This window comes from Lachnoanaerobaculum sp. MSX33 (assembly GCF_000512995.1).
GTDB lineage: Bacteria > Bacillota > Clostridia > Lachnospirales > Lachnospiraceae > Lachnoanaerobaculum.
Window position 1 is genome coordinate 44,399 of record NZ_AZXX01000089.1, and the last position, 26,201, is coordinate 70,599.

The following is a 26,201-nucleotide window of genomic DNA, read 5'->3' on the forward strand; positions in this document are numbered from 1 at the left end:
TCTTTCACAATATAATAAATCTATAATAGCTTTGTTAAATACATCTCTATATTTAATTTTACAATAATTTTATTATTCAAATCTTACTTTTATATTCAATTTATATTTCTATTTGCTCAAGCTTTCCATACGGTTAAGGTAAGCCCCCCGGTCAGCATACTGACTTTAATTATTTAATTGCATTTATCTTTCAGTCAATATCCAATCCAGCTTCTAAATGATTTCCTGTAAGCTTTTTACCTGCCTTATCAAGCATTTTATAAAGAGTAGGCAAAAGCAGCAGTGCAAGAAGCGTTGAAGCTATCAAACCTCCTACATTTACAAGTGCAAGTCCCTGGAGCATATCCGTTCCATAGCCGAGAGCCATCGGAAGCATAGATATAATTGTTGTAAGGGTGGTCAAAAGTATAGGTCTTATTCTTGTCGCTCCCGCTTCCACAAGGGCATCATCAAGAGGCATCTCCACCTTATACTGATTTACCGTATCCACATATAAAATACCGTTATTTACAACGGTACCCACCATCATCAAAAATCCGATCATTGACATCATGCTTATCGGTACATCAAATAACCAAAGGAGTCCGAATGCTCCTATCAATGAAAACGGTATGGTAAACATTACCATCAGTGAAAATCTAGGTGATTCAAACTGCATTGCCATTACTATAAATATTAAAAATATGGCTGTAAGTAATGCATTAAGCAGTGATGTCATCTCATCACTCATCATATCATTATATGCATTGGTGGCTCTTTCCACTCCGTTTGGAAGCCCCACACTGTCCACAAAGGCATCAGCCTCACTATTGGCATCTCCCTTATATCCTGCCACCTTATCCGCTGTAATGGAAACCTGGTATTTTTTATCCGATCTTGTAATAGTAACCGCACTGTCCTCAAATGACACTGTAGCAAGATCTGAAAGCGGAGTTTTAGTTCCTGTAACACCTGTTATCAGTATATTTTCTATTTCATTGATGGTGTCATAGCTTTCATCCGGATAATTCATTTTTACAGTAATCGTAGAATCTCCTGAGGAATATTTCATTACCTCCGTATCCGTAAGATTTTGATATACAATACCTGCAACACTTCCCGGAGTCATTCCTATCGCCTCAGCCTGTACAGGATCCACATTTATCTTAACAATCGGTGCCGCATTTTCCGCACTTGAATGTACATTTAATAAATAATTTAATGAATGCATTTTATCTACTATTTCATTTGCGGTCTTTCTTACCAGATTATAATCGGTACTTTGAAGATTGATTTCCACAGCACGGTTTGATACTCCGCTTGAACTGTTAGACTGATTCTTTACGGATATTGAAGTATCAGGGATTTTTGTCAGCACAGGCTGCCACTCCTGTATTACATTTTTGGTTTTTCTGCTGCGTTTCTTTTTCAAATATGCAGTTATTGAAATACCGGTTTTTTCTGAAAACATTTCAGAATTTCCAAAGGTCATCTGATAATTTTCCACATCCGGATCCGCCGCCACAAAATCTTCTATCTGCTTTGCAATTCTATCCACATCCTTGATATTAAGTCCCGGAGCTACGGAAATACTTATTGCTATCTGACCGTCATCCGATTCGGGCATCAGCACCATTCCGACATTTCCGGCAAGTATAAAGGATATTACAAGAAGTATTACCGATATTCCGACTACAGTGATTTTTTTCGGTATTATCTTTTTTACCGTATTTCTATAGCCATCCTGTACTTTTAAAAGCACTCTGTTTGCCAATGTATCAGTCTTTTCCACAGGATGAAAAAAGAGATATAGAAGCGGAACTATCATTATTGCGGAGAATAATGATGAAACCATACAAAATACTATGGTGTAACCAAGCTGTGCAAAGAGCTGTCCTGAAAGACCTTTAAGCATTGCAAGAGGAAGGAATACTACACAGGTGGTTATTATAGAACCTGTTATTGAATTTATCACAATACCTGTACCTTCCACGGCGGCATCAAAAAAGTTTTTATCACTTTTTGATCTGAAGCAGCTTTCAAGTACGACTATGGACGCATCCACAATCATACCGATTCCAAGTACCAATGAGCCCATGGATATAAGATTTAGTGAAAAGCCTGCCGCACGCATAAGTGTAAGAGCTACCATAACAGATATCGGTATTGAACTTCCGACTATCAGCGAAGCCTTGATATCTCCAAAAAATATAAACAGAACTATCATTGAGAGTATTACCGCCATTATAAGTGTCTTAAATACATCACTAATGGATTCCTTGATATATTTTGAGCTGTCAAATATCGTAGTAATGGTCAAATCCTTGTTATTTGCCTTCAGCTCCTCTATAACCTTGTTAACCTGCTTTGATACTTCAACCGAAGTGGATGACTGCTGCTTTGTAATAGCCACTGAAACCACCTCTTCACCATTATAACGGCTCAGAGAATTTTTCTCCTCCAAAGCGTCATATACATTTGCCACATCCGATAAATGTATTACATCTCCCGTTTTTAGCGGTATTACAATATTTTTTAATCTGTTGATATCCTTATAGTTGGCACCTATACTTACACTTAGTGATTGCCTTCCATAGTCAACCTTGCCTACAGGTGTGGAAAAATCCGCACTGCTTATTATATTTCCGATATCCGACATAGCTAAATTATACTGTGCAAGCTTTTCGGGTATCAGCTCAATTCTTATATAACTTGACTGCCCTCCTGATATGGAAACACTTCCAACCGAAGACATTTTCTTAAATTCAGGAACAATATTTGTATTCACATAGTCCTGCAAATTGCCGTCCGTACCTCCGGCAATACTTAGCTGTATATCACTTTGAGCATTCATATCTATCTCTATAATATTCGGCTCATGTGCATCCTTTGGCAGGCTTGATTTTACAGAATCCAATACCTTTTTTAAGTTGATATATGCCTTATCCATATTTGTTCCGAACTCATATTGTAAAAGCATGGTAGAGGCATTTTCCATGGAACTTACACTTACAGTCTTTATTCCCGTCAGTGTTGAGACCTCTGACTCTATTTTCTTTGATATAAGTTCATCTATATCTGCCGGAGATGCTCCCGGATATATAGTGGATACAACCATCATCGGCAAACTCATCTCGGGATTAAGCTCCATAGGTGCATTCATAACAGAGCGCAATCCGAAAAACAAAACCGTTATTACTGCAAGAATAAGAGTTACCGGTCTTTTTAATGAAAACCTTGTTAATCCAATCATAAATCCTCCTACTTATTTCCTGCACTTTCTGTTTCTGCATTGCCTACAGTCTCATCAGCACTGCTTTCTGCACCATCATTTTGAGAGAGCATTACCTCGGCTCCGTCATAGAGCTCATTGCTCCATGTAGATATTACTTTATCGGAAGTATTAAGTCCCTCCTTTATCTCTATATAATCACTGTCATAAATTCCCACATTTACATTTTTCTTTACAGCCTTGCCGTCCCTGTATAAATATATATATGCATCATTTCCCGAATACATCACTGCCGAGATGGGGAGAGTCAACACATTATCAGCCTTATTCTTTAAAAGTGTAAGCTTTACTTTCATTCCGCTCTGTAATGCTTCTCCCTCAAGGCTTGCCTTTACATCATAAAGTCCTGTGGAACTTGAGAGCGCATTTGATATTTCGGTTATATTGCCATTGTACTCAGCACCGTTATGTAAAACTTTTATCTGATCGCCTGCTTTTAGATGATTTTGAACATCCACCGTCGCCCCGAACTTTACCTCCATTCCGCTATTGCCTGATATAGTTGCAATAGATGTACTTTGAGCGATCATATCATGTTCTTCCACACCTTTGGTCTCCACCACTCCCGAAATAGGTGCTTTAATACTTGTATATGAAGACTGTAAATCATATTGTGACTTGGCAGCCTCGTAGTTTAATGCTGCGGATGTTGCGGCAGATCTTGCCTGTTCAAGTACCTGTGGGGCAACAGCTCCCGTATCTGCCAGTGCCTGAGTTCTTGAAAGTGCTGTAGCGGTATCATTCATAGTGACCTTTGCCGCATCCATCTGAATTTTCAGCGCTGTAAGTGCATCGGAATTTATTGTTGCCAAAACATCTCCGGCATTTACATTATCACCCACATTAAAATTAACCGAAAGTGCCTCACCTCCGACCTTAGGAAATACCGATACGCTTTGAGTAGGAGCGATTGTTCCTATCTGCTCCGTATATATTACTATATTCCTTCTTTCAGGCTCCACTGTCATAACCCCCGGTCTGGTATCTGTTACTACCTCCACCTTCTTTGAACCGACAAATCTATATACTGTAAAAGCCACTGCCGCAACAACTATTACAGCTATCACTATTCTCCCTATCTTCATATATTTCTCCATTCTATATATTATTTATGATGTTTATCTGACCGAACTGTTAAAATAATAAATTATACTTGTATTATACTACTTTTCAATTTGATGTTTAATACTATATTATTTTTTGCTTTATTATGTTTTTTTGCTATATTTATATAAATATAGCAAAACTCCAATTCTAAACAAAATATCAAATGATAAATGCTTTACTTTTTAATAATTTTATATATAAAAGCATACTGCATGATAATACTACATATAATTTATAACGATGATACCACATAGTACTTTATAATGTAAGGTACTATGTGGTATTCTTTCTTTTTGCAATTACAAAATTCCGCTACGGATTTTATACTGAATCTTTCTTTGGCAAATCCATATCCAAATTTCCAAAGAAAAGGTGACATGCAAAATGTCAATCAATTTGCATGTCACTGCCATAATCTTACATACACATAAAAAATAGCTGTATTTAAAACAGCTATATTAAAGTCATACATCAATTACTATCTTCCTGCAAACTCTGCAGAGATAGGCGGTACAACATATTTCACCCCAAACAGAAGCGAGCTTTACATCCTTTTTATCAAAGTTGAACATATAATTTAGACTGCTTCTGTTTTCATATTCACTCTTCCACTTAAGCGAATATCTTCCGCCGTAAGGTATACTCCCCTTTTCCATTGCTCTGCCGCAATAAGGGCATTTCATATAATAACTTCCCATAATCCCCCTTTCATAATAATCTGATAAATATATGATATATTATACCGGTAGTCAGTTGTCTTATATAAATCCTTCTTACTGTTAAATATCTATTATTATTATTTTGCACTCTCTGCAAAGATAGGCTATGCACTTCTTCTCATCCCATATTGTGGGATAATACTTACTCGTTAATTCTATTACCTTATCTTCACCTTCCTGAGACAAGAAGTATAATAACTCCTCATACCATTTACCTTTTTTGCGTTCAGGAATCCACTTGATATCATGAGGTGACTCCCCTTCACCTCTGGGAATTTCTCCCCTTTCCATAATCTTTCCACAGTATGGACATCTTTTATTAAACTTTTCCATATAACCTCCATTTATTTAAATTTTCAGTACTCAATTGTTTTTCACAAAGCCGGAAAAAATTTTTGACCGGTGTTATGCTTACACTTTATTTACCCGGATTTGTAAATAAAAATTTAGTAAGTAAAGCACAAAGGGCATATACTCACCCTAAAGCAAGTATACACCCTTTTATTAAAATAATATAGAAGGTAACAATTTTACATCAAGCTTAAGAATAATTCTTTAATATCCTCAAGCTTTGGATCTCTTGGATTGCCCGGTCTGCAGGCATCATCCATTGCTGACTGTGACAAGAAGTCTACATCCTCAGGTTTTACTATTTCTTTCAAATCTTTTGGAATGCCTACATCTTCAGAAAGCTTCTTTACCGCATCAACGGCTGCCTTTTTGTACTCCGCTTCGCTCATATTCTCTGTGCCTTCTACGCCCATAGCCTTAGCCACATCTCTGAGCTTCTCACCAACCGCATCAGCGTTATATTCCATAACTGTCGGAAGAATAATAGCGTTTGCTACACCATGAGGTGTATCATACAATGCACCAAGACCATGTGCCATTGAATGAACTATTCCAAGTCCACAGTTAGAAAATCCCATTCCGGTCAGATACTGTCCGATAGCCATTCCTTCTCTTCCCTCTGCAGTGTTTTCTACTGCACCGCGAAGTGATTTTGCAATAAGCTCGATAGCCTTTAAGTTGAACATATCTGTAATAATGTTAGCACCCTTTGTAGTATATCCTTCGATAGCATGTGTAAGTGCATCCATACCTGTTGAAGCTGTAAGTCCTTTTGGCATACTTGACATCATATCAGGATCTACGAATGCTACTACTGGAATATCATGTGGATCTACACACACAAATTTTCTCTTCTTCTCTACATCTGTGATAACATAGTTTATAGTAACTTCTGCCGCTGTACCTGCTGTTGTAGGTACTGCAAATATAGGAACACATGGGTTCTTTGTAGGTGAAAGTCCCTCAAGACTTCTCACATCTTCAAACTCAGGGTTTGCAATAATTATTCCGACAGCCTTAGAGGTATCCATAGATGAACCGCCACCGATAGCTATTATATAATCTGCACCTGATTTTTTGAAAGCCGCTACTCCGCTTTGAACATTTTCAATTGTCGGGTTTGCTTTTATATCAGAATAAATCTCATACTCAAGACCCTCTTTATCAAGTAAATCAGTAACCTTTTTTGTTACATTGAACTTAATCAAATCCGGATCTGAACAAACAAAAGCTTTCTTGAAACCTCTAAGCTTTGCTTCTTCTGTAATGCTTAAAATAGCACCCTGTCCATGATATGATGTTTCATTTAATATGATTCTGTTAGCCATAATGAATCCCCCTAATTATCTGTCACTTACTGACCAAAATTATACAACACCCTTTTGCAACATTATATTGCCATAGAGTGCCTTCTCAGATGTCGCAATAATCAAATATGCTTTTCTTGCTTCATCGTAAAATTTAAATCTTTCGATGCTTCCGATAGCATCTTTTCTTGTATCATATTTTGATACGATTTCTTTGAACTCGTCCCAAATAGGAGTCGCTACCGTATCTCCCGGTACTTTTTCCATAATGCTGACCGGGTGCGGATCATATGTGTCAAGCGGAAAGAGCTTTAATATAGCATCCAATATCTCACATACACCATGACCGTCCATTCTTATGATATGGGCATTCTTCCCCACACTATGTGTGGGGAAATTGCCGTCTGCAATTACAAGTCTGTCAGAATGACCCATTTCACAAAGGTATTTTAAAAGTTCCGGTGATATTATCTCGGGTATACCTTTTAACATATTTACCTCTTATTCATATAAACATGGAGCAATCTTTGGATCTTCCATGTTGTCCTTTGTGTACCATAAAGCACCTGTATCAACATCTGATACGCTCTCGCCGTTTGCCGCCTTAACTGCAAGCTCAACTGCCTTATAACCGATTTGTACAGGATCCTGTGTTACGCTACCTGCAAATAAACCGTCTTTGATTGCCTGAAGCTGCTTCTTACCTGCGTCAAATCCAACTGCAACAACTTTGCCTTCGCCGATCTTATCAAGACCTTCGTTAGCTGTAATGATTGCGTTTGCTGCGAACTCGTTTGAACCGTAGATTGCGATAAGGTCTGACTTCTCTAAAATAGCTGATGCAACAGCTGCACCGTCTGCATCCTTAACTTCTGCAGGTATACCTACATCGATAACAACAGGAGCGCCTGCCTTCTCTTTCTTTAAGCTGTCATGTCCTTCAACTGAAACTTTGTCTTCTCCAACAAGCTTTGTCATCTCTTCAACGAAGCCCTTTGTTCTCTCAACGATTGACTGTGAGTTTGACTCCTGAGCAACAACACCGATTCTAACTGTACCTGAAGCACCGTCAATCTTGTCCTTGATAAGCTCATATGTCTCTTTTGCTGCCAACTGTCCTGCTACAAGATTGTTTGTAGATGCATTAGCCTTGATAGCTCCTTCCGGTGCATCCGGAACACCTGAGTCAAATCCGATAATCGGAATACCTGCATCCATTGCTGTCTGGATTGAACCCAAGCTTGCCTGTGTATCAAGTGCCGCAAAGCAGATAGCTGTAGGCTTTTGTGCTATAGCTGCATCTAAATACTCGATCTGCTGTGCAATAGCTGACTCATTATCAGGACCCTGGAATGATACTTCAACTCCTAAATCTGTTCCTGCCTGCATTGCACCCTTCTCAACTGCCTTCCAGAACTGATGCTGGAATCCCTTAGCGATAACGTTGATCTTCTTTCCGTCAGCGCTTGCTTCCGCCTTTGTCTCCTCAGACTTTGATCCGTCTGCCTGTGCTGCTGTTGTCTTCTCAGCCTCACTTGAACTACTGCTTGATCCGCCACATGCCGCTAATGACATTGCCATCAAACTTGCTACTGCAACTGCTAAAAATCTCTTCTTCATAATTTCCTCCTTAATTAACCCTTTCTTTTTCTATTTAAGATATCCATATACACAGCGAATACTAATATGATTCCTGTGATGAAGAGCTGATAATGTGACTGTACTCCGATGTATGGGAAACCGATCTTAAGTACTGTCATGATAAACACACCTATAATTGTTCCAACGATTGAACCGACACCACCTGAAAGTGATGTACCACCTATAACTACTCCCGCGATAGCATCAAGCTCAAATCCGTTACCTGTATTTGGCTGTGCTGTTGAGAATACCGCTACATATGCAAGTCCTGCAAGTGCTGCGAACACACCTGAGAATACATAAGCAAGTGTCTCATATTTTTTTACATCAATACCGGAAAGTCTTGTAGCTTCCTTGTTTGAACCTATTGAAAGAATATATCTTCCAAGTCTTGTCTTGTTAAGCACTACTGCCATTACTACTGCACATACTGCCAAAAGTATAAATCCTGTAGGGAAATTCTTTGGAAGGATGCCGCCATCCTTTGTTACCATGAATATCTCTCTAAACCAAGCACCTGCACTGCTTCCCTGCGGGAATGATATTGTCTTTGTCTTTGATACGATTGAGCCCAAGCCTCTTGATACCATCATGGTTCCGAGTGTAGCGATAAATGCCGGCAACTCAAAATGTGATACCAAAATACCGTTTATAAGTCCGAATACGGCTCCAACCAAGAGCATTATCAATATAACAACAAACATCGGTGTACCTTTTTCCATAAAGGTTCCGCCTATAAGTGCAGAGCATATAGCAACTGTACCTATTGAAAGGTCGATACCGCCTGTAGCAATAACGAAAGTAACTCCGATTGCCATAAATGCTACATAGTAAGCAGACTTTGAAATGTTTGTAAATGTTGTAGCTTGTAAGAACTTATCTGTTAACAGTGAAAACACTATACATATTACTACCAGCGCGGCGATAACCACTGCCTGCTGATTTGAAAAAATCTTTTTTAGGTTCATTATTTTGCCCCCTGTCTATTTGTTGCACATGTCATGATTCCCTCCTGACTGGCCTCAGAAATGTCAAGACAACCTGTTATTCTGCCTTCACACATTACTACGACTCTGTCGCTCATTCTGAGTACTTCCGGCAATTCCGATGAAATCATTATTATGGATTTGCCTTCTTTAACCAATCTTTCCATCAAATCATATATTTCACTCTTTGCACCTACGTCTATACCTCTTGTAGGTTCGTCAAATATCAATATTTCAGAATCCTTTACCAACCACTTCGCTATAACGACCTTCTGCTGGTTTCCACCTGAAAGTTTCTTTATAATCTGTGTAACACTTGGTGTTTTGGTTCTTAATTCCTGAACATATTTTTCACTGACACTTTTTGACTTTGACCCGTCTATAAACAGTCCTTTTGTGAATTTTTCAAGTGAAGACAGGCAGGTGTTCTCTTCTACAGACTTATCTACCAAAAGTCCATATCTCTTTCTGTCTTCTGACAGATAACCGATACCTGCATTTACGGCATCCTTTGTGGATTTTATACTTACTTCCTTACCGTGAATATATATCTTACCGGAATCCATCGGGTCCGCACCGAAGATAAGTCTTGCAACTTCCGTTCTTCCTGCACCCATAAGTCCTGAGAAACCGAGTATCTCACCCTTTCTCAGCTCAAAGGAAACATTCTTTACGTACTTTCCTCTGTTCAGATTTTCACATCTGAGTACAACTTCCGCATCCGCACTTACATCAGATTTGGTCTTTGGTTCCATAAAGACTGTTCTTCCGACCATCATCTTAATAATGTCGTCTTTTGTACATTCCTTTGTTACCAAAGTACCTACGTATTCTCCGTCTCTCATAACAATAACCTTGTCCGAGATGACATTAATTTCGTCCATTCTGTGTGAGATATAAATGATTCCTGTACCCTTAGCTCTCAAATCGTTTATAACTTTGAAGAGCTCTTCTATTTCGGAATCTGTAAGCGCTGCTGTAGGCTCATCAAAAACTATAACCTTTGCATTTGTTGAGATAGCCTTTGCAATCTCCACCATCTGCTGCTTTCCTACAGTAAGACTTCCTATTTTTACATTAGGATTTATATCTACATTAAGCTTTTTAAACAGTTCTCTGGCATCCTCAGCCATCTTTGCATCATCTATAAAGATTCCTTTTTTTCTCTCTTTTCCGATGAAAAGATTCTGTGCCACTGTCAGATCGTTCATCATATTTAATTCCTGATGTACGATTGCAATTCCCGCCTCTTCAGATTCGGATACAGACTTGTACTCTACTTCTTTTCCTTCAAAAGTTACAGTACCCTCATCCTTAGAATATATTCCTGTCAAAATCTTCATAAGAGTTGATTTTCCGGCACCGTTTTCACCCATCAGTGCTACTACTTCACTCTTATTAAGTTCAAGTTCGGCATTTTTTAATGCTGCAACTCCGGAGAAAGATTTCTTTATATTTTTCATTGTGAGTAATGCTGACATAAGATCTCCCTCCTATTTATCTTTAATACTAACCCTCTGACCATATGTCTTGAACTTCTCTGCCATCAGAGTCATTTCTTCGTGAGGTAATATTACCGGCTCACCGATAGCCTTAGCCTTGGTGTAAACTTCGGCACAGTACTCAATTTCTTCTATAATATTGAAAGCGTTAAGCAAATCATTTGCACCTGCAAGGATTCCATGGTTTGCCAAAATAACAGCTTTTCTGTCCTTCATTGCTTCAAAAGCATTCTTTGCAAGCTCAGGGCTTCCGTATGTAGCATACTCGGCCACTCTTACATTCTCACCTGCTACAGCGATCATATAATGAGTTGCCGGAAGTTCCTGTCTGAGACAAGCCATAACGGTTGCATACATTGTATGAGCATGAATAACAGCATCGATATCATCTCTGTATTTATATGGCATTACATGCATTGCCCACTCTGATGAAGGAACTCTGTTTCCCTCTATCACATTTCCGTCAACATCGATGATAACTATGTCCTCAGGCTGTATCTCAAAGAAATCTATTCCTGAAGGAGTGATTGCCACATGTCCGTTCTTTCTGTCAAATATACTCAGGTTACCACCTGTTCCCTTGGTAAGTCCCGCTTTTACAAGTTTCTTTCCGTACTCTATTAAAAGCAGTCTTTCCTTCTCCATCAACATAATATTTTTTCCCCTTTACTATCAAGAGGGCAATACTGCCCTCCTGTATTTAATTTTTACTTATAAAGCGGACCGTAGTAAGCACATGCTCTGTAGTCCTGTCCCTCTAAATCAGCTGTTCCGAATCCGTTAAATGAATGTGGTCTGAATATTCTCTCGTCCTCAATATTGTGGAATGCTACAGGGATTCTAAGCATTGAAGCCAATGTAAGAAGTCTGTCTCCTACATGTCCTTCTACTGTTGCACCGTGGTTTGCACCCCACTTAGCCATAACATTGTATACTGAATCTGCAGCACCTACGCCAATCTTCGGTGCGAACCATGTTGTCGGCCAAGTCTTGCTTGTTCTCTCATCAAGGATTCTATGTACATCATCATCAAGTACACATGTATGTCCTTCTATTACCTGAAGTGTAGGTCCTACACCTTCAACCATATTTACTCTGATCATAGTAACAGGCATTTCTGCTGATGTCTTAAAGTGTGATGAGAAACCGCCGCCTCTGAAGTACTCATAATCGGCTCTGCACCAGTCTGTAGCCTCACAGCATGCCTTAACATCTTCATCTGTAAGGTTCCACCACTCCTTCATTGTTCCGTTACCGTTCTCATCCTTAGCCGCCGCACTTGCGTCAAGACAGCTTGCACCTGAGTTGATAAGGTGGATGATACCGTTCTTAGCATATCCGCTAAGTTCTTTACCGCTGACTCTCTTTACCGCATCCGGTGACCAGTATGTTCTAACGTCTGAGAAGATAGGAGCCTTTCCTGTAGAAAGCCATCCGAACATCATAGCTACACCGTTTAATGTATCATTCTCTGTTGCAAACGGTGTCGGCATCTTCTTACCGTTCCAGTTGAAACCTGAAGCCATAATAGCCTCTGTAAAGTCTGCGTTTGGAAGCCAGTCTGTCCACATTCTCTGTCCCTGGAATCCGCCTGCAATACCGTTTCTTCCAAGTGACTCCTCATGCCATCCCATTTCGGCAAGCTTCGGATTTCCTTCAAGGATATCTCTTACTACCATTGCATGCTTTACGCAGAATTCCCACTGCTCGTCATCCTTAATATATCTTGATTTCTTGATTATCTCAGGGAAGTCCTTACCTGCATTGATATCCATACCCTCTTTGCAGTATTCCTTTACCCATGCAAGAGCTCTTGCAAACTCTTCATGATCATAGATACCAAGTGTAATTCTTCTAAGAACCTCTGTCATATCTACCCATTCGGTTCTCATTCCGAGATACTTCTGTAAGAAGTCTACGTTTACCACACTGCCTGCAATACCCATAGATACTGAACCGATATTTACATATGACTTATTCTTCATTATACCGACAGCAACCGCTCCTCTTGCAAAGTCTAAGATCTTCTTTGCAACGTCTGCTGTGATAGTTGTTTCATCCTTATCCTGAACTTCTGTTCCGTAAATTGAGAATGCAGGAAGTCCTCTCTGTGCATATGCCGCCATAACTGCCGCAAGATAAACAGCACCCGGTCTCTCTGTTCCGTTGAATCCCCAAACAGCTTTGATTGTGTTCGGATTCAAGTCCATTGTCTCTGTTCCGTAGCACCAGCATGGTGTAACTGTAAGTGTTCCCACTACATTCTGATTTGCAAAAAACTCTTCACAAACAGCAGCCTCTGCACCGCCACCGATAGTTGTAGGTGATATTACAACCTCTACCTTTTCTCCATCAGGATATCTAAGGTTGTCCTCTATAAGTTTAGCCGCTCTTTTTGCCATTCCCATTGTCTGTTCTTCAAGTGACTCTCTAACGCCGCCCCATCTGCCGTCGATTGTAGGTCTGATACCTATCTTTGGATGATTCATAATTCCCTCCTTATTATTTTGAATCTATTCTTTTTATCTCACATGATCCTAAGATCAATTCAATACCGCTTTTTAAATCTTTTACTTCATTCAGATGTAATAGTGAAAGAAGAATATTTCCAAGAGCTGAACTCTCGTAAGGTCCCGCCTTTACATCTACCCCCATTTTATTTGCAATCATAGATGTAAGTACGCTTGACTTAGCACCGCCCCCGATCATATGGATCTTCTTGAAATTCTTATTTAAAATCTTTTCAATGTCGGCTTTTACTTCCATATACTTTGCTACCATGCTCTCATAAATAACCGCAAAATAGTCAAAGTCATGTTCAGGAGTATCACCGCCTTGATTTCTTATAAAATTATCAATCTCACTCTTTACATCAATACCCTCTTTTGCAAATATTTCCGCATCCATATCTATGAGTGAAAGTTTCTTATCAAGTTTGTTTACATAATCACTGATATCATCAAATGGAATCTTTTTGCCAAGCTTTGCTTCAAGCTGCGCTTTGTACTTTTCCAACAGATAAAGTCCTGTGATATTTTTGAAAAACATAGGCTTTGAGTCAAATCCCAATTCATTTGTAAGATTGTTCTCATAAGCTTCTTCGTTTATGATACATTTATCCACCACGCTACCTATAAGTGACCATGTTCCACAGCTTAAGAACATACTGTCCTCGTCCAGAAAGCTGTCTGTCATAAGAAGTGCACTTGCAGTATCATGAGTACATACCGGTATCACATCGATTGAAAGTCCCCTTAATGCCTCTATTCCGGAATCTTTTGTATTTCCGACTACTTCTGTAGCTTTTACAATCTCCGGAACCAAACTCTTTTTAAGTTCAAGTTTCTCAAATATAGTGTCTGAAACTTTTCTCTGTCCCATATCATAAAGTCCTGTTGTAGACCAGATAGTTTCTTCTCCTATTTTCTTTCCTGTAAGCATATAGAAAATCAAATCCGGCATCATAAGCATCTTATCCGCTTTTTCATATATATCAGGATTTAACTTCTTTAATGTAAGCAACTGGAATATTGTATTTATGGTCATTATCTGATTTCCGGAATTTTTGAATATTTCAAGCTCACTTATCTTTGCTTTCGCTTCTTCTCTTCCTACAGCATATTTCTCATCTCTATAGGAGAATGGAATGTCTATCAGTTTTCCGTCCTTGTCTATCACTCCGAAGTCAACACCCCATGTATCAATACCGATGCATGATACATCCTTGTTCTCAATGATAGTACTTACTATTTTTTCTAAAATAGCATCAAAGTCCCAATACAATCTTCCGTTTTTATTCTTTATACTATGGGCCATTCTCATAACTTCTTCAGTTACAAGTTTTCCATCCTTAACATATCCGATAATACCTCTGATGGATGTCGCTCCCATATCGAAAGCCAATACTCTTTTCATACTTCACCAACTTTCAATAATAAAATCGGCAATCTTTCGGAGACATGCTATAACCCCCAAAAAATTCCAAAACTTTTTCTTTTTTGTTTTTATTTTCATATCTACGAAACATTGCCGAAAATGTTTTTCAGTGAATACAATATAACACATTTAATAATAAAAATATATATATGGATATATTCTTGAATACTTTTTTTTATTTTATGCTATAATGTTCATGTGTGAATTTTTTTGTTCAAACCTGTCGGCAACTCCGGTATTTGCTTAACGGAAGTTACTGTAAAATAAAAGTAAGAGGATTATTTATGGATTCGAATGGAAGAAAACAACAGATACTTGATGTTTTAAATAAGAGCAACGGTATATCAAGTATAGACGGCTTATGTCATAGAGTTTTTGCTTCACGCTCTACTATAAGAAGAGATTTGATTGCACTGGAAGAAGAAGGTATTGTTAAGAGGTCCCACGGCTATGTATCTGTGATTGTTAAATCAGCCAATGAAAGCCCTATCGGTATGAGAAGGATAGAAAATTTGGATAAAAAACAGATTATTGCAGGCAAGACAGCACCGCTTTTAAAGGACGGTATGGTTATATTTTTAGACTCATCATCTACTGTTTGTCAGCTGGCTCCTTTGCTTAAATTAAGGCATAATATCACTATTATTACCAACGGTATCAATATCGCAAATGAACTTTCAAATGCACAGGATTTGAAATGTTTTCTGTGTCCCGGTGTATTAAAACATAAAAGTTTGTCCATAGTTGGAGAATTTGCTTCAAGCTTTATCAAAAACTTCAATGCTGAGCTTGCGATTATTTCTTGTAAAGCCATCAATACAAAGGGTATATTTGAGGGTGATGATTCTCAGGGACTTGTCAAAAAGAGTATGATAGAAAATGCAAACAAGACTATACTTCTTTGCGACAACACAAAGGAAGAAGCAGGAGGATTTTTTAAACTCACAGATTTTAGGGATATTGACGTTTTAATTTCAAACGGACAATTCTCAACCGAGCTTGATGAAATTCTTTCAAAAAATATTTCTAAGATAGTATAATTTTGTATAATAAAAGGTCTGAATCTATATCACAAGATTACTTGTGTAAGATTCAGACCTTTGTTATTATCTAAAATAATTATTCCACTGATTTGTTCCTTGATACAGGATATGCAGATAGCCTACCTCAGCACCAGCAGACTTATCAGTCTCGTTTGTAGATAATTTTGCTATTCCTCCGACATTTCTGATTTCATAGCGTTTCATACCTACATTTCTTTCATCCTGATCGTCAGAATCACTGACATATACGGCTTTCAGATTTCCGTTCAAATCATATTCCGCACCCCACAAAGTTACAATATGATTACTCTTTCTAAACACTTTATGAGAAACTCCTACTATTCCACCATTACCCAAGATGCTTTTAAGAAGATAACTTAAGGACTCATAGTTTCCGCCATAGGTACGGTCTGTAAGCTTTTCCCCTTTGAATACTTCATATAAAAATCCACCGTTATTACTTGGAATGAGGTCGTCACTCTCTATATTAGTAGCACCCGTTATTTTTGGAGTATATCCGTTAATGAACAAATCCATCAAAAGATCCGAATAAAAGCCTCTCTCATTATATCCGTACAATACCTTATAAAGTTCAAATATTTCACTTTTTTCCGGACTTTCAAAAGAAGTTTTTAAATCTGAAAGTTTTCTGTTGGCACGAATTATATCTCCGTTTTTTTCTATATATCTGTCAACATATTCAATATTTTGATCAAACCACCAATGAAGCATATTTGATGATACCGCCGCAAAGCAAAGATTTTTATCTATATCGATATTTCCACCGCTTGTCGTTTTATTAACATCATACCATCCGTCTCCGCTTGAATATGGTACAGTATATGTTATATAAGTATCTTTACCGCCTTGTATAATCTCTTTATGAAAATCTCCGCCTTCTCCCATAAGAGGACCGTTAATCCCCTTTGCCCAGATAATGGTTCTGATTTCACCGTCTTCATTTGTATACTGAACAACATTGTCATTCTCCGAAGTAATCAATGATTCTTTTATCTTTTCAGCCCTGTCCTGTGTACTCTCTTTTCTTTTAGCCTCAGGCTTTTTACTTTCCTTTGGCTCTGTATCCTTTTTTTCCTCTTCTTTCGGTATCTCTACATTTGAAGATGTAGCAGGCTTTACAGGACTCTCATTCGGCTTTTGGGTATCATCTTTATCCGGGCTTAATTCTTTTCTTTGACTTATCGAGCCTTCACTTCTTTCAGAGCTTGAATTTTCAACCGTTCCTTTTGATTCTCTTGATATTCTGCTTTCTTCTCTTTTTTCTCCTTGATTTAAGCTGCTTAAGTCATCGCTTTTTCCGGTATTTTCGCCCTTATTTGGGCCGGTGCTTTTATCGTAGCTTTCACCTTTCCCCCGGCTATCTGATCCGCCGCTTATACCCGAGTTTTCACCCTTGCCCCGGCTATCTGATTCGCTGCTTTTTCCTAAGCTTCCACCTCTACCCAAGCCTCCGCTTTTACCGGAACTTCCACCTTTACCGGAGCTTCCGCCCTTGCCCAAGCCTCCGCTTACACTACTTTTTCCCGAGCCAACTGCAGTACCTTGTTTCTTTGCTGTATTCGATGAGCTCTGTGACGCATTACCTGTACTTATCCCCTTACCGGCTTCATAATACTCTGTTCCGCTTTCATTAATCCATCTTCCTAAAGCATCAACTCTATATCCGCTGACAGCAGTATTTGAATACATCTTTCCAAATGTAGTATTATCTGTTCCTTCAAAATAATAACAATATCCATCTATCCACTGCCATCCTGACAGCAGTACTCCCTCATTTACCGTCTTAGAGTTGTCCAAAAAATACCAATTATTTGAAGCATCCATATACCATCCGGTTTTTAAACTTCCGTCTTCATTAAAGAAATACCAGTTATTATTTATCTGTTGCCAAGCTTTTAAAGCCTTATCTTCTTTATAGTATTTCCATTTGTTATTTTCTAATGTCCATCCTTTTGTACCTGCATAGGCATTAAAGGACATCAACATGGTAAGCCCCAAAACTGTCGGGACAAATTTATTCTTTTTCACTTTACTACCCTTTCATTACTCAAAATTGCACAAAAAATCAGCCACATCAATATGACTGAATTTTTGTAAACAATTGTATAATACTACATTTTATTTTAAATATCCATTATCATTTATATGATATAACATCCCAAATCTCTTTAGGTTCAAGTCCCAGTTTCCAAACTGCTACCCCCGCCAAATCAGCTTCCTTTACCGCATCCATTTTAAGCTTCATAGAACGCTCATCTTCCATCCATATGTACTTAGTGGCATTTCCCACTGTGGTTTGCCCTACATACTGGCCTACCTCATCGTCCCAAGTAAGATTTACATTATTTTCCTTAACCCATGTAGCCGCTCCTACCATTCCGAGTGCCGTTGATGTAACCTTACCGTTTTCCTTGGTCCAAACTCTTGTATATACCGGAACAGCATTTATAAGTTTTTCCTTAGGTACTTCCGTAAGGCTGTCTGTAATGGAATTTTTTACAAAGTCTATAGAAGCACTGCTTCCTTCATCAGATCCGCTGTAATGCTCATCATATCCCATGTTTATTACATAATCCACAACTTCAGCCAGCTCATCTCTCTCATAATACATATTGTAGGATGCCGGAATAGGAACATCCACACTTAATACTATTTTATTGTTTCTGCATGAAACGGAAAGCTCTCTTATAAACTGAATAAAATGTGGTGCATTGTCCTGAGTGAGCGACTCAAAGTCTATATTTATTCCGTCAAAGCCATATTTCTTTGCATCCGCAATCAGATTTGAAATAAGATTTTTCCTGTTTGCAGAAGAAGACAATATCTTTAATGTACTGATATCCTTACTGAAATTATCAATTAAAGGCCATACCTGCAAGTTCTTTTTATGTGCCGCATCCACATAATCCTTACTTGCTATAGAAGTATAATTGCCTTTATTATCTGAAAGTTTGAACCATGTCGGTGATATTACATTCATCCCGCTTGTATTTGCAACAACCTTCTCCATACCGCTGTTTGCGGCAGTTGTCGTTACCTGATGCCATCCGAGAACTACCTTCTCATCCATTGATATGGAAGTGTATTCCGGCTTTACAAATGCACTTTGTCTTTCGGCCTGTGTGAAATTTTTCAAGTGATTTTTCTTCACATATCCCATCAAACCGCTTTGTGTAAAAACTTTATACCACTTTTCATTTTGCTCCACTATTGTAACATTTTCGTCTTTCTTAAGTTCTATACCCTCTATACTTGCAGACCAATTGTCGGCATCCACTCTCAGTCCGGACTTTGACTTTATTTTGGCAACATCATAATTACCGAAAGTATTATTGATATATACCTTTTTAATTTCACTGTCAGTATATGAGTCTACCCAAATATCTGTATAAGCCTTTATAGTTTCAATAGACAGATAAACCTTTCCGTCCGATTCAAGCAAAAGCGGCTTTCCGTTATTATCCACATTCTCAAAATTTGCATATACTATTTCTGTAGGCAAAGCGTATGAAAGAAGCTTTTCATCATCACTGTAATAAAATTTATCATTGAGTATGGCTCTGGTCCAATTTAGAGGTACATATACCACTCCGTCTTTATATATTGCTTTGGCCTTTTGCAAAGAATAATTGTATACAAGCGCTACATCTTCACCCTCAACCTGATATAACTGCGCCTGCGTAACCTTCTCCTTTGACCCTATAATCCCGTCCATTTCTCTTGATATAAATATAATTCCAAGTATGATACATAGAACTACAACAATACCTGTTAAAACCTTCTTCTTCACTTTTCCTCCATATAAAATAAGTTATTGTAAAGTCTTCACTATTATATACTATAAATATGTATAAATATTTAAGAGAATATTTTTATAGGCAAATTTTTAGGCAATAAATGTATAATTTTTTCATGCCATAGTCTCATAGTATTCTCCTGTCAAGAAAGTGGACTTTTCCAAATATTCATTAGGGTATTTCTTTAGTAAAGTGTTTACATAGTCAATTACAACCGTCTGACCGCTTCTCTCTTCCATATATTCATTTAATCTATCAAACAGTTCCTGTTTTTCTATGGCACTTGCATCTTTTTTTAAATATCCCCACACATGAAGAACGGCATTACTGAAATCTTTCCTGCTCTCATTCATGTCTTTTATTTTTTGTATTTTCTCTTTCAGAAATGAAGCATCCAATTCATTCCCTTTCAGGTACTCTCTTATCCGGAGATATTCCTTATGTGATTTACTCAGTACATAGTATTTTTTTTGCCCATAACTCTTCACATTCTTTTCTTATATTTTTATAACTCATACTCTCTTTTCTTTCAAAATAATTGAATGTTTAATATCATAATAAATTATGTAAGATTAAACAGATTCAAAACTTATATCGTCATATTGTATCAAATATAATTATAATAATATAGTCAAAGCTTAAAATAAATCTCTGACAATTCAATATTCCCAATATAAAAACTGTCAAAATATATCTAACATCCTGACAGTTATACTTACATGGCTTTCTTTTATATATACTAATTTAATGCATGAAACCTTTCTTCAAGTGCATCTTGTAAAACTCTTGAAATATTTAAGTTCAACCGTTTTGCCTCAACATTCATCCAACTCGGTATAGTCAAATTTTTCCTAACCATTTTCTTATCCAGTTTTTTTCTGTATCTTGTTAAGTCTGCATCTACAGTTGTAATTATACCTTTTGTATAATCGAAGCTTTCACCCTCATGAATACTCTTAGCTAAATCTATAGCCTTTTCATAATTTGACGGTTCCGGAATTTCTTTTTTGCTATACTCAATACTTAAACACTTTAAGCTTATAGCGTCTCTAGCCATTTCAATAGCATCCGGCAGATCTTTGCCCTCTGTATATATCATCAAATCCGGAACAAATACTAAGTAAATATCATCCGACCTCTCAATCAATGTTGGATATACAACTCTCATTTTCTTACTCCTTTTAATCTTAAACATCTTGACAAAATTTAATGTGAATCTATTTTATTCCCCATTTCCTTAATATCCCCTTTGCAGTGATTTCATTTATATCACGATGTCTTGGTACTGTCTCAGATTCATTTTCTCCTCTTTCAAAAATATCATGTTCTTTTCCATGTCGTTTGAGTTTAAATCCTGCCTCTTCCAGCTTTCTTATTAAATCTCTACGTTTCATCGCTTTCTCCTGACATCATTTATACTGTACGTACTTTATGCGTACTTGTCAATATTTTTACTTTATTTATTTTTTCAAGAAACAACAATATAAATATCTAATACAAAAACTGCCAAAATATATCTCATATCCTGACAGTTATACTTACATGGCTTTCTTTATTTTTCAATATGTTAGGTATCAATGAGCGGCTACCTAGTAAGCCTTAACTGTGACACTTCTTTCATTGATACTTCGCAGTTATAAACCATTTTTATTTGATTTTTACATAGATTCAGACGGTTTTTATAAAATATATAAAAACATATCTGTCTGCAACTTATATACTCGCTATAACCTGCGTGGGCTTTGCTTTAGGTAGTATTTTTATATATTTTTGTATGTAAAAATCGTATTTGGGATTTTCAGATTGAATAATCATTTAGAATACTATGATTTCCTGTTCTGCAGATTGACAGGTTTCTTTCATAGAAATTGAATTTTAGAATTTTAACTTTTATATTGGGGACTTTGATGGCTAAACTATCATTTATAAAAGTTATTTATAAATTTCTCCTTTCTCCGTCTTTATATAAATTATAACCCTCAAACGCTTTACACGCAATATGGAATAGTTGTTCGGTCGATATATGGCAAGATAGATTGTGCAAAATATAAAAAAGAGAGCCTTACTCGACTCTCCTTTTTATGTGCTAATTATTTTTTGCTCTGTAAATATATATGGTCTTTTCCGATTTATTGCCGGCAAGGTCTATGGCAGTTATTTTTATACTGTTTTGCCCCTCGTTTAGCGGAACTTCTATTTGTGTAACTATCTGCGTAGTATTACCGTCTTTACCTTCAATATAAGAAATTGAGGTTTTATCGTCAGTACCTATAAGTGAGTCTCCGTTATAGAGACTTAATTTAAATGAATTATCACGTGAGCGAACCTTTATTTTTACCGTATCGGAATCAAGCTCTCTTTCATAGACCTTATAATCAATAAAAGGATTTATCTTATCGTAGAATAATCTTCTTACCATGCTTGCCGATTTTTCGTTTTTAGTACTTACCTCAACTTTTATATTAACATTAAATGCTTCAAGTTTCAGTTTACTTTCAAAAGAATACGCCTCTCCCTTATATATTACATTTCCGTTCTTTTTGTAGATAATATTGCTTTTTACAAGATCCTCTTTTCCTATATTTATAGGACTTGAAAGTTCATTTCCTTCATTATCCACAAGCTTTATTTGCACATTTTCTACACTGTCATCCTCGTCCACATATCCTACAAAACCTGATACATCTATCTGCTTTTCTTCACCTTCTGTATTTCCAAGTACATCAAAAAACTCAGGTGTTTTAAGGAATACTGCAGGATATGGCTTTCTTTCCGCATTTGACACGGTAGCATTATTAATTGTAATATCTGTAATACCTGCTTCTTCCATGCTCTCATGAATATTTTGCATAGGCTTTCCGTCTCTAAATACTGTTGTAATATCAAAACTTGTTTCAACAGGATTTATTGTAAATTCATAACAAAGCTTGTCCTCATCATATTTGAAATTATATTTTTTTGATATTTCGGAATTTACTTTATTATCCAAAATTATATTTTCTTCGATATTATCATGTTTCAAAGTAAGTTTATGCAAATGTGACTCTTCATCCGCCAGCTTTATCCTAATCACCGCTTCCTTTTCTATCAGACTGTAAGTCATATCATCAAGTTTTATATCGTTTACATAAACACTTGCATTTTTATTGCTTATATAGTCAAAAAAGTTAAGGAAATTAATCTGATTATAATTGCCTTCTCTGACATCTGAAAGAGTGGTTCTGCTTTTATTATCCATATAGTCAACGGCATCTATTATAAGATCTGAAGTATCCGCAAAATACGGACAATGTACTTCAATATCCGAATTTCTGTAACCGTTGGTATAAACATATACTTCCCCTCTTGCAGTCGGACTGTCAGGTACCGCTTCTAAAGGTATATTAAGCTTGCCGTCTTCAACCTTTACAAGCTCTTTTCCATCCTTCACAGGTTCATCTTGGAATCTTATAACAAAGGATTTTCCGTATCTTATACTTGTATCGGCCTTATCATCCTGTGCATATCTTATTGACTGCAAATATACATTCTCTATACCTATGCCCTTATCATGAACATTAAATACTATCTCCTTCATATTGCCGTCAATATCATTCACCTGCACTTCATTAGCAGTGCTTAGATTCGGAGCCATGCTGTCCACACGCACAGGGAATTTATAGACCTGTTCTCCATTGCCTCCTACATTATTAGTATTAAGCTTTGCCTTTATACAATATATGTACTCGGTACCGTCCTCTGCAATTCCTTCACCGATTTTTCCGTCCCATACCGACTCCGGCATGAACTTAAAGCTTTTATTGACCGAAAGTCTGCTAAGCTTCCTTACCTGCTTTGAAACTCCTAAAACTCTTAAAGTTTCCTCCGTCTTGGCATCAAGTATCGAATACTCTACCTGCTCCATATTTCTGAGTGGTGCTATTCTTGCCGCCACATCGGGATAGTACTTACTGTTTGGTGAGAAATATATTTCATTATTGTACAGTGGAAGTTTAAGCATCATACTTGTTCCAAGCATTGAAGAGCTTACTCCGGCATTTTTATTTACAAAAAATTGTACATTTCTTTTTTCACTTCCGATCTCAGGAAGCTGAAATGCATCTATAGCTCTTTGTTTACCCCAATCTCCGTAAAATCCGAGGAAAGGTATATTGAGATTTGATATACCCTCTTTGTCCTTAAGACTTATAAAACCTTCTATAAAGTTATCCTCTTCAAGGTTTTCCGCATCCGAGTAATCCATAGTGAAATCTATACTTGCGGATGAATGTGCTTCAACGCTTATCTCTCTGCTTATATTAGACTCATTTGAATGTAATATTTCAGATCTTTGCAGCCTATATGTACCGTCTGTAGGCTCATAAAGTGCAACTGAATTTATATCATAGCTTTTTGTACTGTCACCAAAGTTTTCAAGACTGAGTTTGACATCAAACCTTTTATCCTTAAGTTCTTTAAGCTCGAGCTTTCCGTCGGCTATATTGTCATTTGTTCCCTGTGCCCTTACTACTACAGTGGTTTTTAAGGCATTTTCAATATTTAGAGCACCGCTTCCCTGCTGTCTTACAAAGTAGGGTATATCTTCAAATATTCCCTCATCCTTTAAAGGAGTTGCGGTATTCATAAGTAAAAGTTTTATAAATTCCGAACTGTTATCTGTTTGTATATTCTTTGCCTTTATATATTGTTTAAGTATGGCTGTAGCTCCCGTTACCTGAGGAGCCGCCATGGAAGTACCGGACATATCCTTGTACTTATCGTCCTCAACGCTTGAGTATATATGTCCTCCCGGAGCGGTTATCTCCGGCTTGATTCTAAGATCCGGAGTTGGCCCCCATGAAGAAAACTTTGATACGCTTCCTCCCGCTACATTGTCAACATCCGTCATTTCCGTAAATATCTCAGGTCTCAGATTATTATTATAACCGTATTCCTCCATTAACTTATCATAGGTACTTCTTTTTATACGGATACAGGTAAGCTTTCCCGCATTTCCCGGAACTTCAAGATTACCGCCTATCTGCTCAGCCATGCTCCTGTTATTGTAAAAAACAATGGCGGCAGGTTTTAATTCAGCTATTGCCTCAAGTTTATCCCCGAATCCTAAGCTGTCTTTTGTTGTAGGAATCTCAAAGAGTACAAGCTTACCTTCTATATTTTCTTTTTTAATAAGCTCTTGCTTAGCGTTTTTTAAATCAAATATATCTGCACTTATAATTTTTTTCGGATTTTCTCCTTTATGCAAATCCATCTCTTCATTTACATAGGCATCCCAGCTGTCCTTCCACCTTAAGACATACATATGCCTTTTAGTATTTTCCATGGATGCAACCGCTATAGTTCCTTCATTTACAGCAGGATTTGCAATTAAAGCGGTATCATAATTTTCTTTTAAAGGCTCCACATTATTTATATTTCCGGAAGTAATATTTCCGTCATTACCGGCAGCTACTGAAATTACTATTCCGGCTTTTCTTGCCTTTTCTATAACCTCATTTTCCGGATAAGCTCTGTTCTCCATTGAAAATCCGGCTGCCGTTCCCAGGCTTAAGTTTATTACATCGGCCTTCAATGTTATAGCATCATCCAAGGCTTTCAACCAAATATCGGTAAAAGTTGTAGGATACTCAAGGTCATCTGAAAATACCTTAAGTGCAAGTATTTGTGCATTAGGTGCCACTCCGAAAGTACCGCTCTCAATATCATTGGCGGCAGCTATTCCTGATACATGCATACCGTGCATTACACCGTAGCTGTTACGTAAGTTCTTATTAAAATCATAATAATTATAGCCATAAGGTACTTTATCAGAATAATAAGAGCCTTTTAATCCGTTTTCAGCTATTATCTTTTCTATATCTGTCTTTGTATACATAGGATGTACAGATTCATCCAGTCTAAGTGCCTTATGTCTGTAGTCTATACCTGAGTCTATTACCGCAATAACACTTCCCTCGCCTTTATATCCAAGTGTATTCCACGCATATCCCGAACCTGTTATACTGTTGGATGACTTAAGATAAGGTCTTTGAAACTCCTGTGATACATAAACACTTTTTACTCCCGGAAGCGCTTCTATTTTTTCTATTTCAGTAGCATCGGCACTTAGTGATATACCGTTAAATATGGTATCATAGTGCCTTACTTCCTTAGTATCCGCCTTTATATCCTCATTTTTTATATCTTTTACAAGCTTATCCTGATCTTCTTTCAGCTCCTGCTTTTTTTCGTCTATAAAGGAATCATCCAGTTTATCATAGTCCATATCTTTATTTATGGCTTCTTCTATCAAGGAGTCCTTATCAAGCTCTATTATAAGCCTAAGCTCTTTCGGCTTATCTTCATTTTTTTCGGCATCGGTATCATCCGAATTTAATTTTTTATCTGCCTCTTTTACATACTCTGAAACTCTGTCCCCGTTATTTTGTGCCGCAAATCCCGGCTTAGCTGTAGAAACCAAGGGATTTATAAGAAGTACGGCACAAAACAAGGCAAGTTTTTTACTTATTCTATTCATAAC

The 26,201-nt window shown here is 37.3% G+C and carries 19 protein-coding genes; 1 reads left to right on the forward strand and 18 read right to left on the reverse strand.

The features are described 5' to 3' along the window. Positions 1 to 190: 190 nt before the first annotated feature. The 12 genes from HMPREF1495_RS11050 to HMPREF1495_RS11105 form a co-directional block, all read right to left on the reverse strand. Positions 191 to 3,232, reverse strand: coding sequence for an efflux RND transporter permease subunit (locus HMPREF1495_RS11050; protein ID WP_034214819.1), 3,042 nt, complete (start codon positions 3,230 to 3,232; stop codon positions 191 to 193). 8 nt (positions 3,233 to 3,240) lie between these two features. Next, positions 3,241 to 4,356, reverse strand: a complete 1,116-nt coding sequence (locus HMPREF1495_RS11055) for an efflux RND transporter periplasmic adaptor subunit (RefSeq protein WP_007594234.1) — start codon at positions 4,354 to 4,356, stop codon at positions 3,241 to 3,243. Positions 4,357 to 4,842: 486 nt separating this feature from the next. Beyond that, positions 4,843 to 5,076 carry a PF20097 family protein gene (locus tag HMPREF1495_RS11060; protein ID WP_007594236.1) on the reverse strand — a complete coding sequence of 78 codons (234 nt, stop codon included), beginning with the start codon at positions 5,074 to 5,076 and terminating at the stop codon, positions 4,843 to 4,845. A gap of 81 nt (positions 5,077 to 5,157) precedes the next feature. Continuing rightward, complete coding sequence (locus tag HMPREF1495_RS11065) at positions 5,158 to 5,430, reverse strand: PF20097 family protein (RefSeq protein ID WP_007594238.1); 273 nt, start codon at positions 5,428 to 5,430, stop codon at positions 5,158 to 5,160. A 197-nt stretch (positions 5,431 to 5,627) separates the two neighbouring features. Further along, a complete protein-coding gene (fucO, locus tag HMPREF1495_RS11070) occupies positions 5,628 to 6,776 on the reverse strand; it encodes a lactaldehyde reductase (RefSeq protein ID WP_007594240.1) in 1,149 nt (382 codons plus the stop codon). A gap of 39 nt (positions 6,777 to 6,815) precedes the next feature. Then, positions 6,816 to 7,247 (reverse strand): RbsD/FucU family protein, encoded by a 432-nt coding sequence (locus HMPREF1495_RS11075; protein WP_007594242.1) that lies wholly within the window; start codon positions 7,245 to 7,247, stop codon positions 6,816 to 6,818. Between the two features lie 9 nt (positions 7,248 to 7,256). Next, a complete protein-coding gene (locus tag HMPREF1495_RS11080; RefSeq protein ID WP_007594247.1) occupies positions 7,257 to 8,375 on the reverse strand; it encodes an ABC transporter substrate-binding protein in 1,119 nt (372 codons plus the stop codon). A 14-nt stretch (positions 8,376 to 8,389) separates the two neighbouring features. Next, positions 8,390 to 9,364, reverse strand: a complete 975-nt coding sequence (locus HMPREF1495_RS11085) for an ABC transporter permease (protein ID WP_007594249.1) — start codon at positions 9,362 to 9,364, stop codon at positions 8,390 to 8,392. Further along, on the reverse strand, positions 9,364 to 10,863 hold the full coding sequence (locus HMPREF1495_RS11090) for a sugar ABC transporter ATP-binding protein (RefSeq protein WP_007594251.1): 1,500 nt from the start codon (positions 10,861 to 10,863) through the stop codon (positions 9,364 to 9,366). Before HMPREF1495_RS11090 ends, HMPREF1495_RS11085 begins: the two co-directional genes overlap by 1 nt. Before the next feature lie 12 nt (positions 10,864 to 10,875). Next, entirely contained in the window at positions 10,876 to 11,535 is a 660-nt protein-coding gene (locus tag HMPREF1495_RS11095; protein WP_007594253.1) for an L-fuculose-phosphate aldolase, read from the reverse strand. 56 nt (positions 11,536 to 11,591) lie between these two features. Beyond that, positions 11,592 to 13,373, reverse strand: a complete 1,782-nt coding sequence (locus tag HMPREF1495_RS11100) for an L-fucose isomerase (RefSeq protein ID WP_007594255.1) — start codon at positions 13,371 to 13,373, stop codon at positions 11,592 to 11,594. 13 nt (positions 13,374 to 13,386) lie between these two features. Continuing rightward, the gene (locus tag HMPREF1495_RS11105; RefSeq protein WP_034214821.1) at positions 13,387 to 14,799 is read right to left on the reverse strand and encodes a rhamnulokinase; all 1,413 of its coding nucleotides are present in this window, start codon (positions 14,797 to 14,799) and stop codon (positions 13,387 to 13,389) included. A 305-nt stretch (positions 14,800 to 15,104) separates the two neighbouring features. Between HMPREF1495_RS11105 and HMPREF1495_RS11110 the strand changes: the two genes are divergently transcribed. Further along, positions 15,105 to 15,860: a DeoR/GlpR family DNA-binding transcription regulator gene (locus tag HMPREF1495_RS11110; protein ID WP_007594259.1), complete on the forward strand. Its 756-nt coding sequence runs from the start codon at positions 15,105 to 15,107 to the stop codon at positions 15,858 to 15,860. Positions 15,861 to 15,926: 66 nt separating this feature from the next. Here the strand turns inward: HMPREF1495_RS11110 and HMPREF1495_RS11115 are convergent, their stop codons facing one another. From HMPREF1495_RS11115 to HMPREF1495_RS11140, 6 genes are all read right to left on the reverse strand, one after another. Further along, positions 15,927 to 17,870 carry an IdeS/Mac family cysteine endopeptidase gene (locus tag HMPREF1495_RS11115; protein WP_084544521.1) on the reverse strand — a complete coding sequence of 648 codons (1,944 nt, stop codon included), beginning with the start codon at positions 17,868 to 17,870 and terminating at the stop codon, positions 15,927 to 15,929. Between the two features lie 151 nt (positions 17,871 to 18,021). After that, positions 18,022 to 19,674, reverse strand: a complete 1,653-nt coding sequence (locus tag HMPREF1495_RS11120; protein WP_034214825.1) for a glycosyl hydrolase family 18 protein — start codon at positions 19,672 to 19,674, stop codon at positions 18,022 to 18,024. 120 nt (positions 19,675 to 19,794) lie between these two features. Then, positions 19,795 to 20,169, reverse strand: coding sequence for a YbgA family protein (locus tag HMPREF1495_RS11125; protein ID WP_330368732.1), 375 nt, complete (start codon positions 20,167 to 20,169; stop codon positions 19,795 to 19,797). Positions 20,170 to 20,420: 251 nt separating this feature from the next. Next, positions 20,421 to 20,849: a type II toxin-antitoxin system HicB family antitoxin gene (locus tag HMPREF1495_RS11130; protein WP_034214827.1), complete on the reverse strand. Its 429-nt coding sequence runs from the start codon at positions 20,847 to 20,849 to the stop codon at positions 20,421 to 20,423. Between the two features lie 49 nt (positions 20,850 to 20,898). Next, positions 20,899 to 21,075, reverse strand: coding sequence for a type II toxin-antitoxin system HicA family toxin (locus HMPREF1495_RS11135; RefSeq protein ID WP_034214828.1), 177 nt, complete (start codon positions 21,073 to 21,075; stop codon positions 20,899 to 20,901). Between the two features lie 692 nt (positions 21,076 to 21,767). Beyond that, positions 21,768 to 26,198, reverse strand: coding sequence for a S8 family serine peptidase (locus HMPREF1495_RS11140; RefSeq protein ID WP_034214831.1), 4,431 nt, complete (start codon positions 26,196 to 26,198; stop codon positions 21,768 to 21,770). Between the last annotated feature and the right edge of the window lie 3 nt (positions 26,199 to 26,201).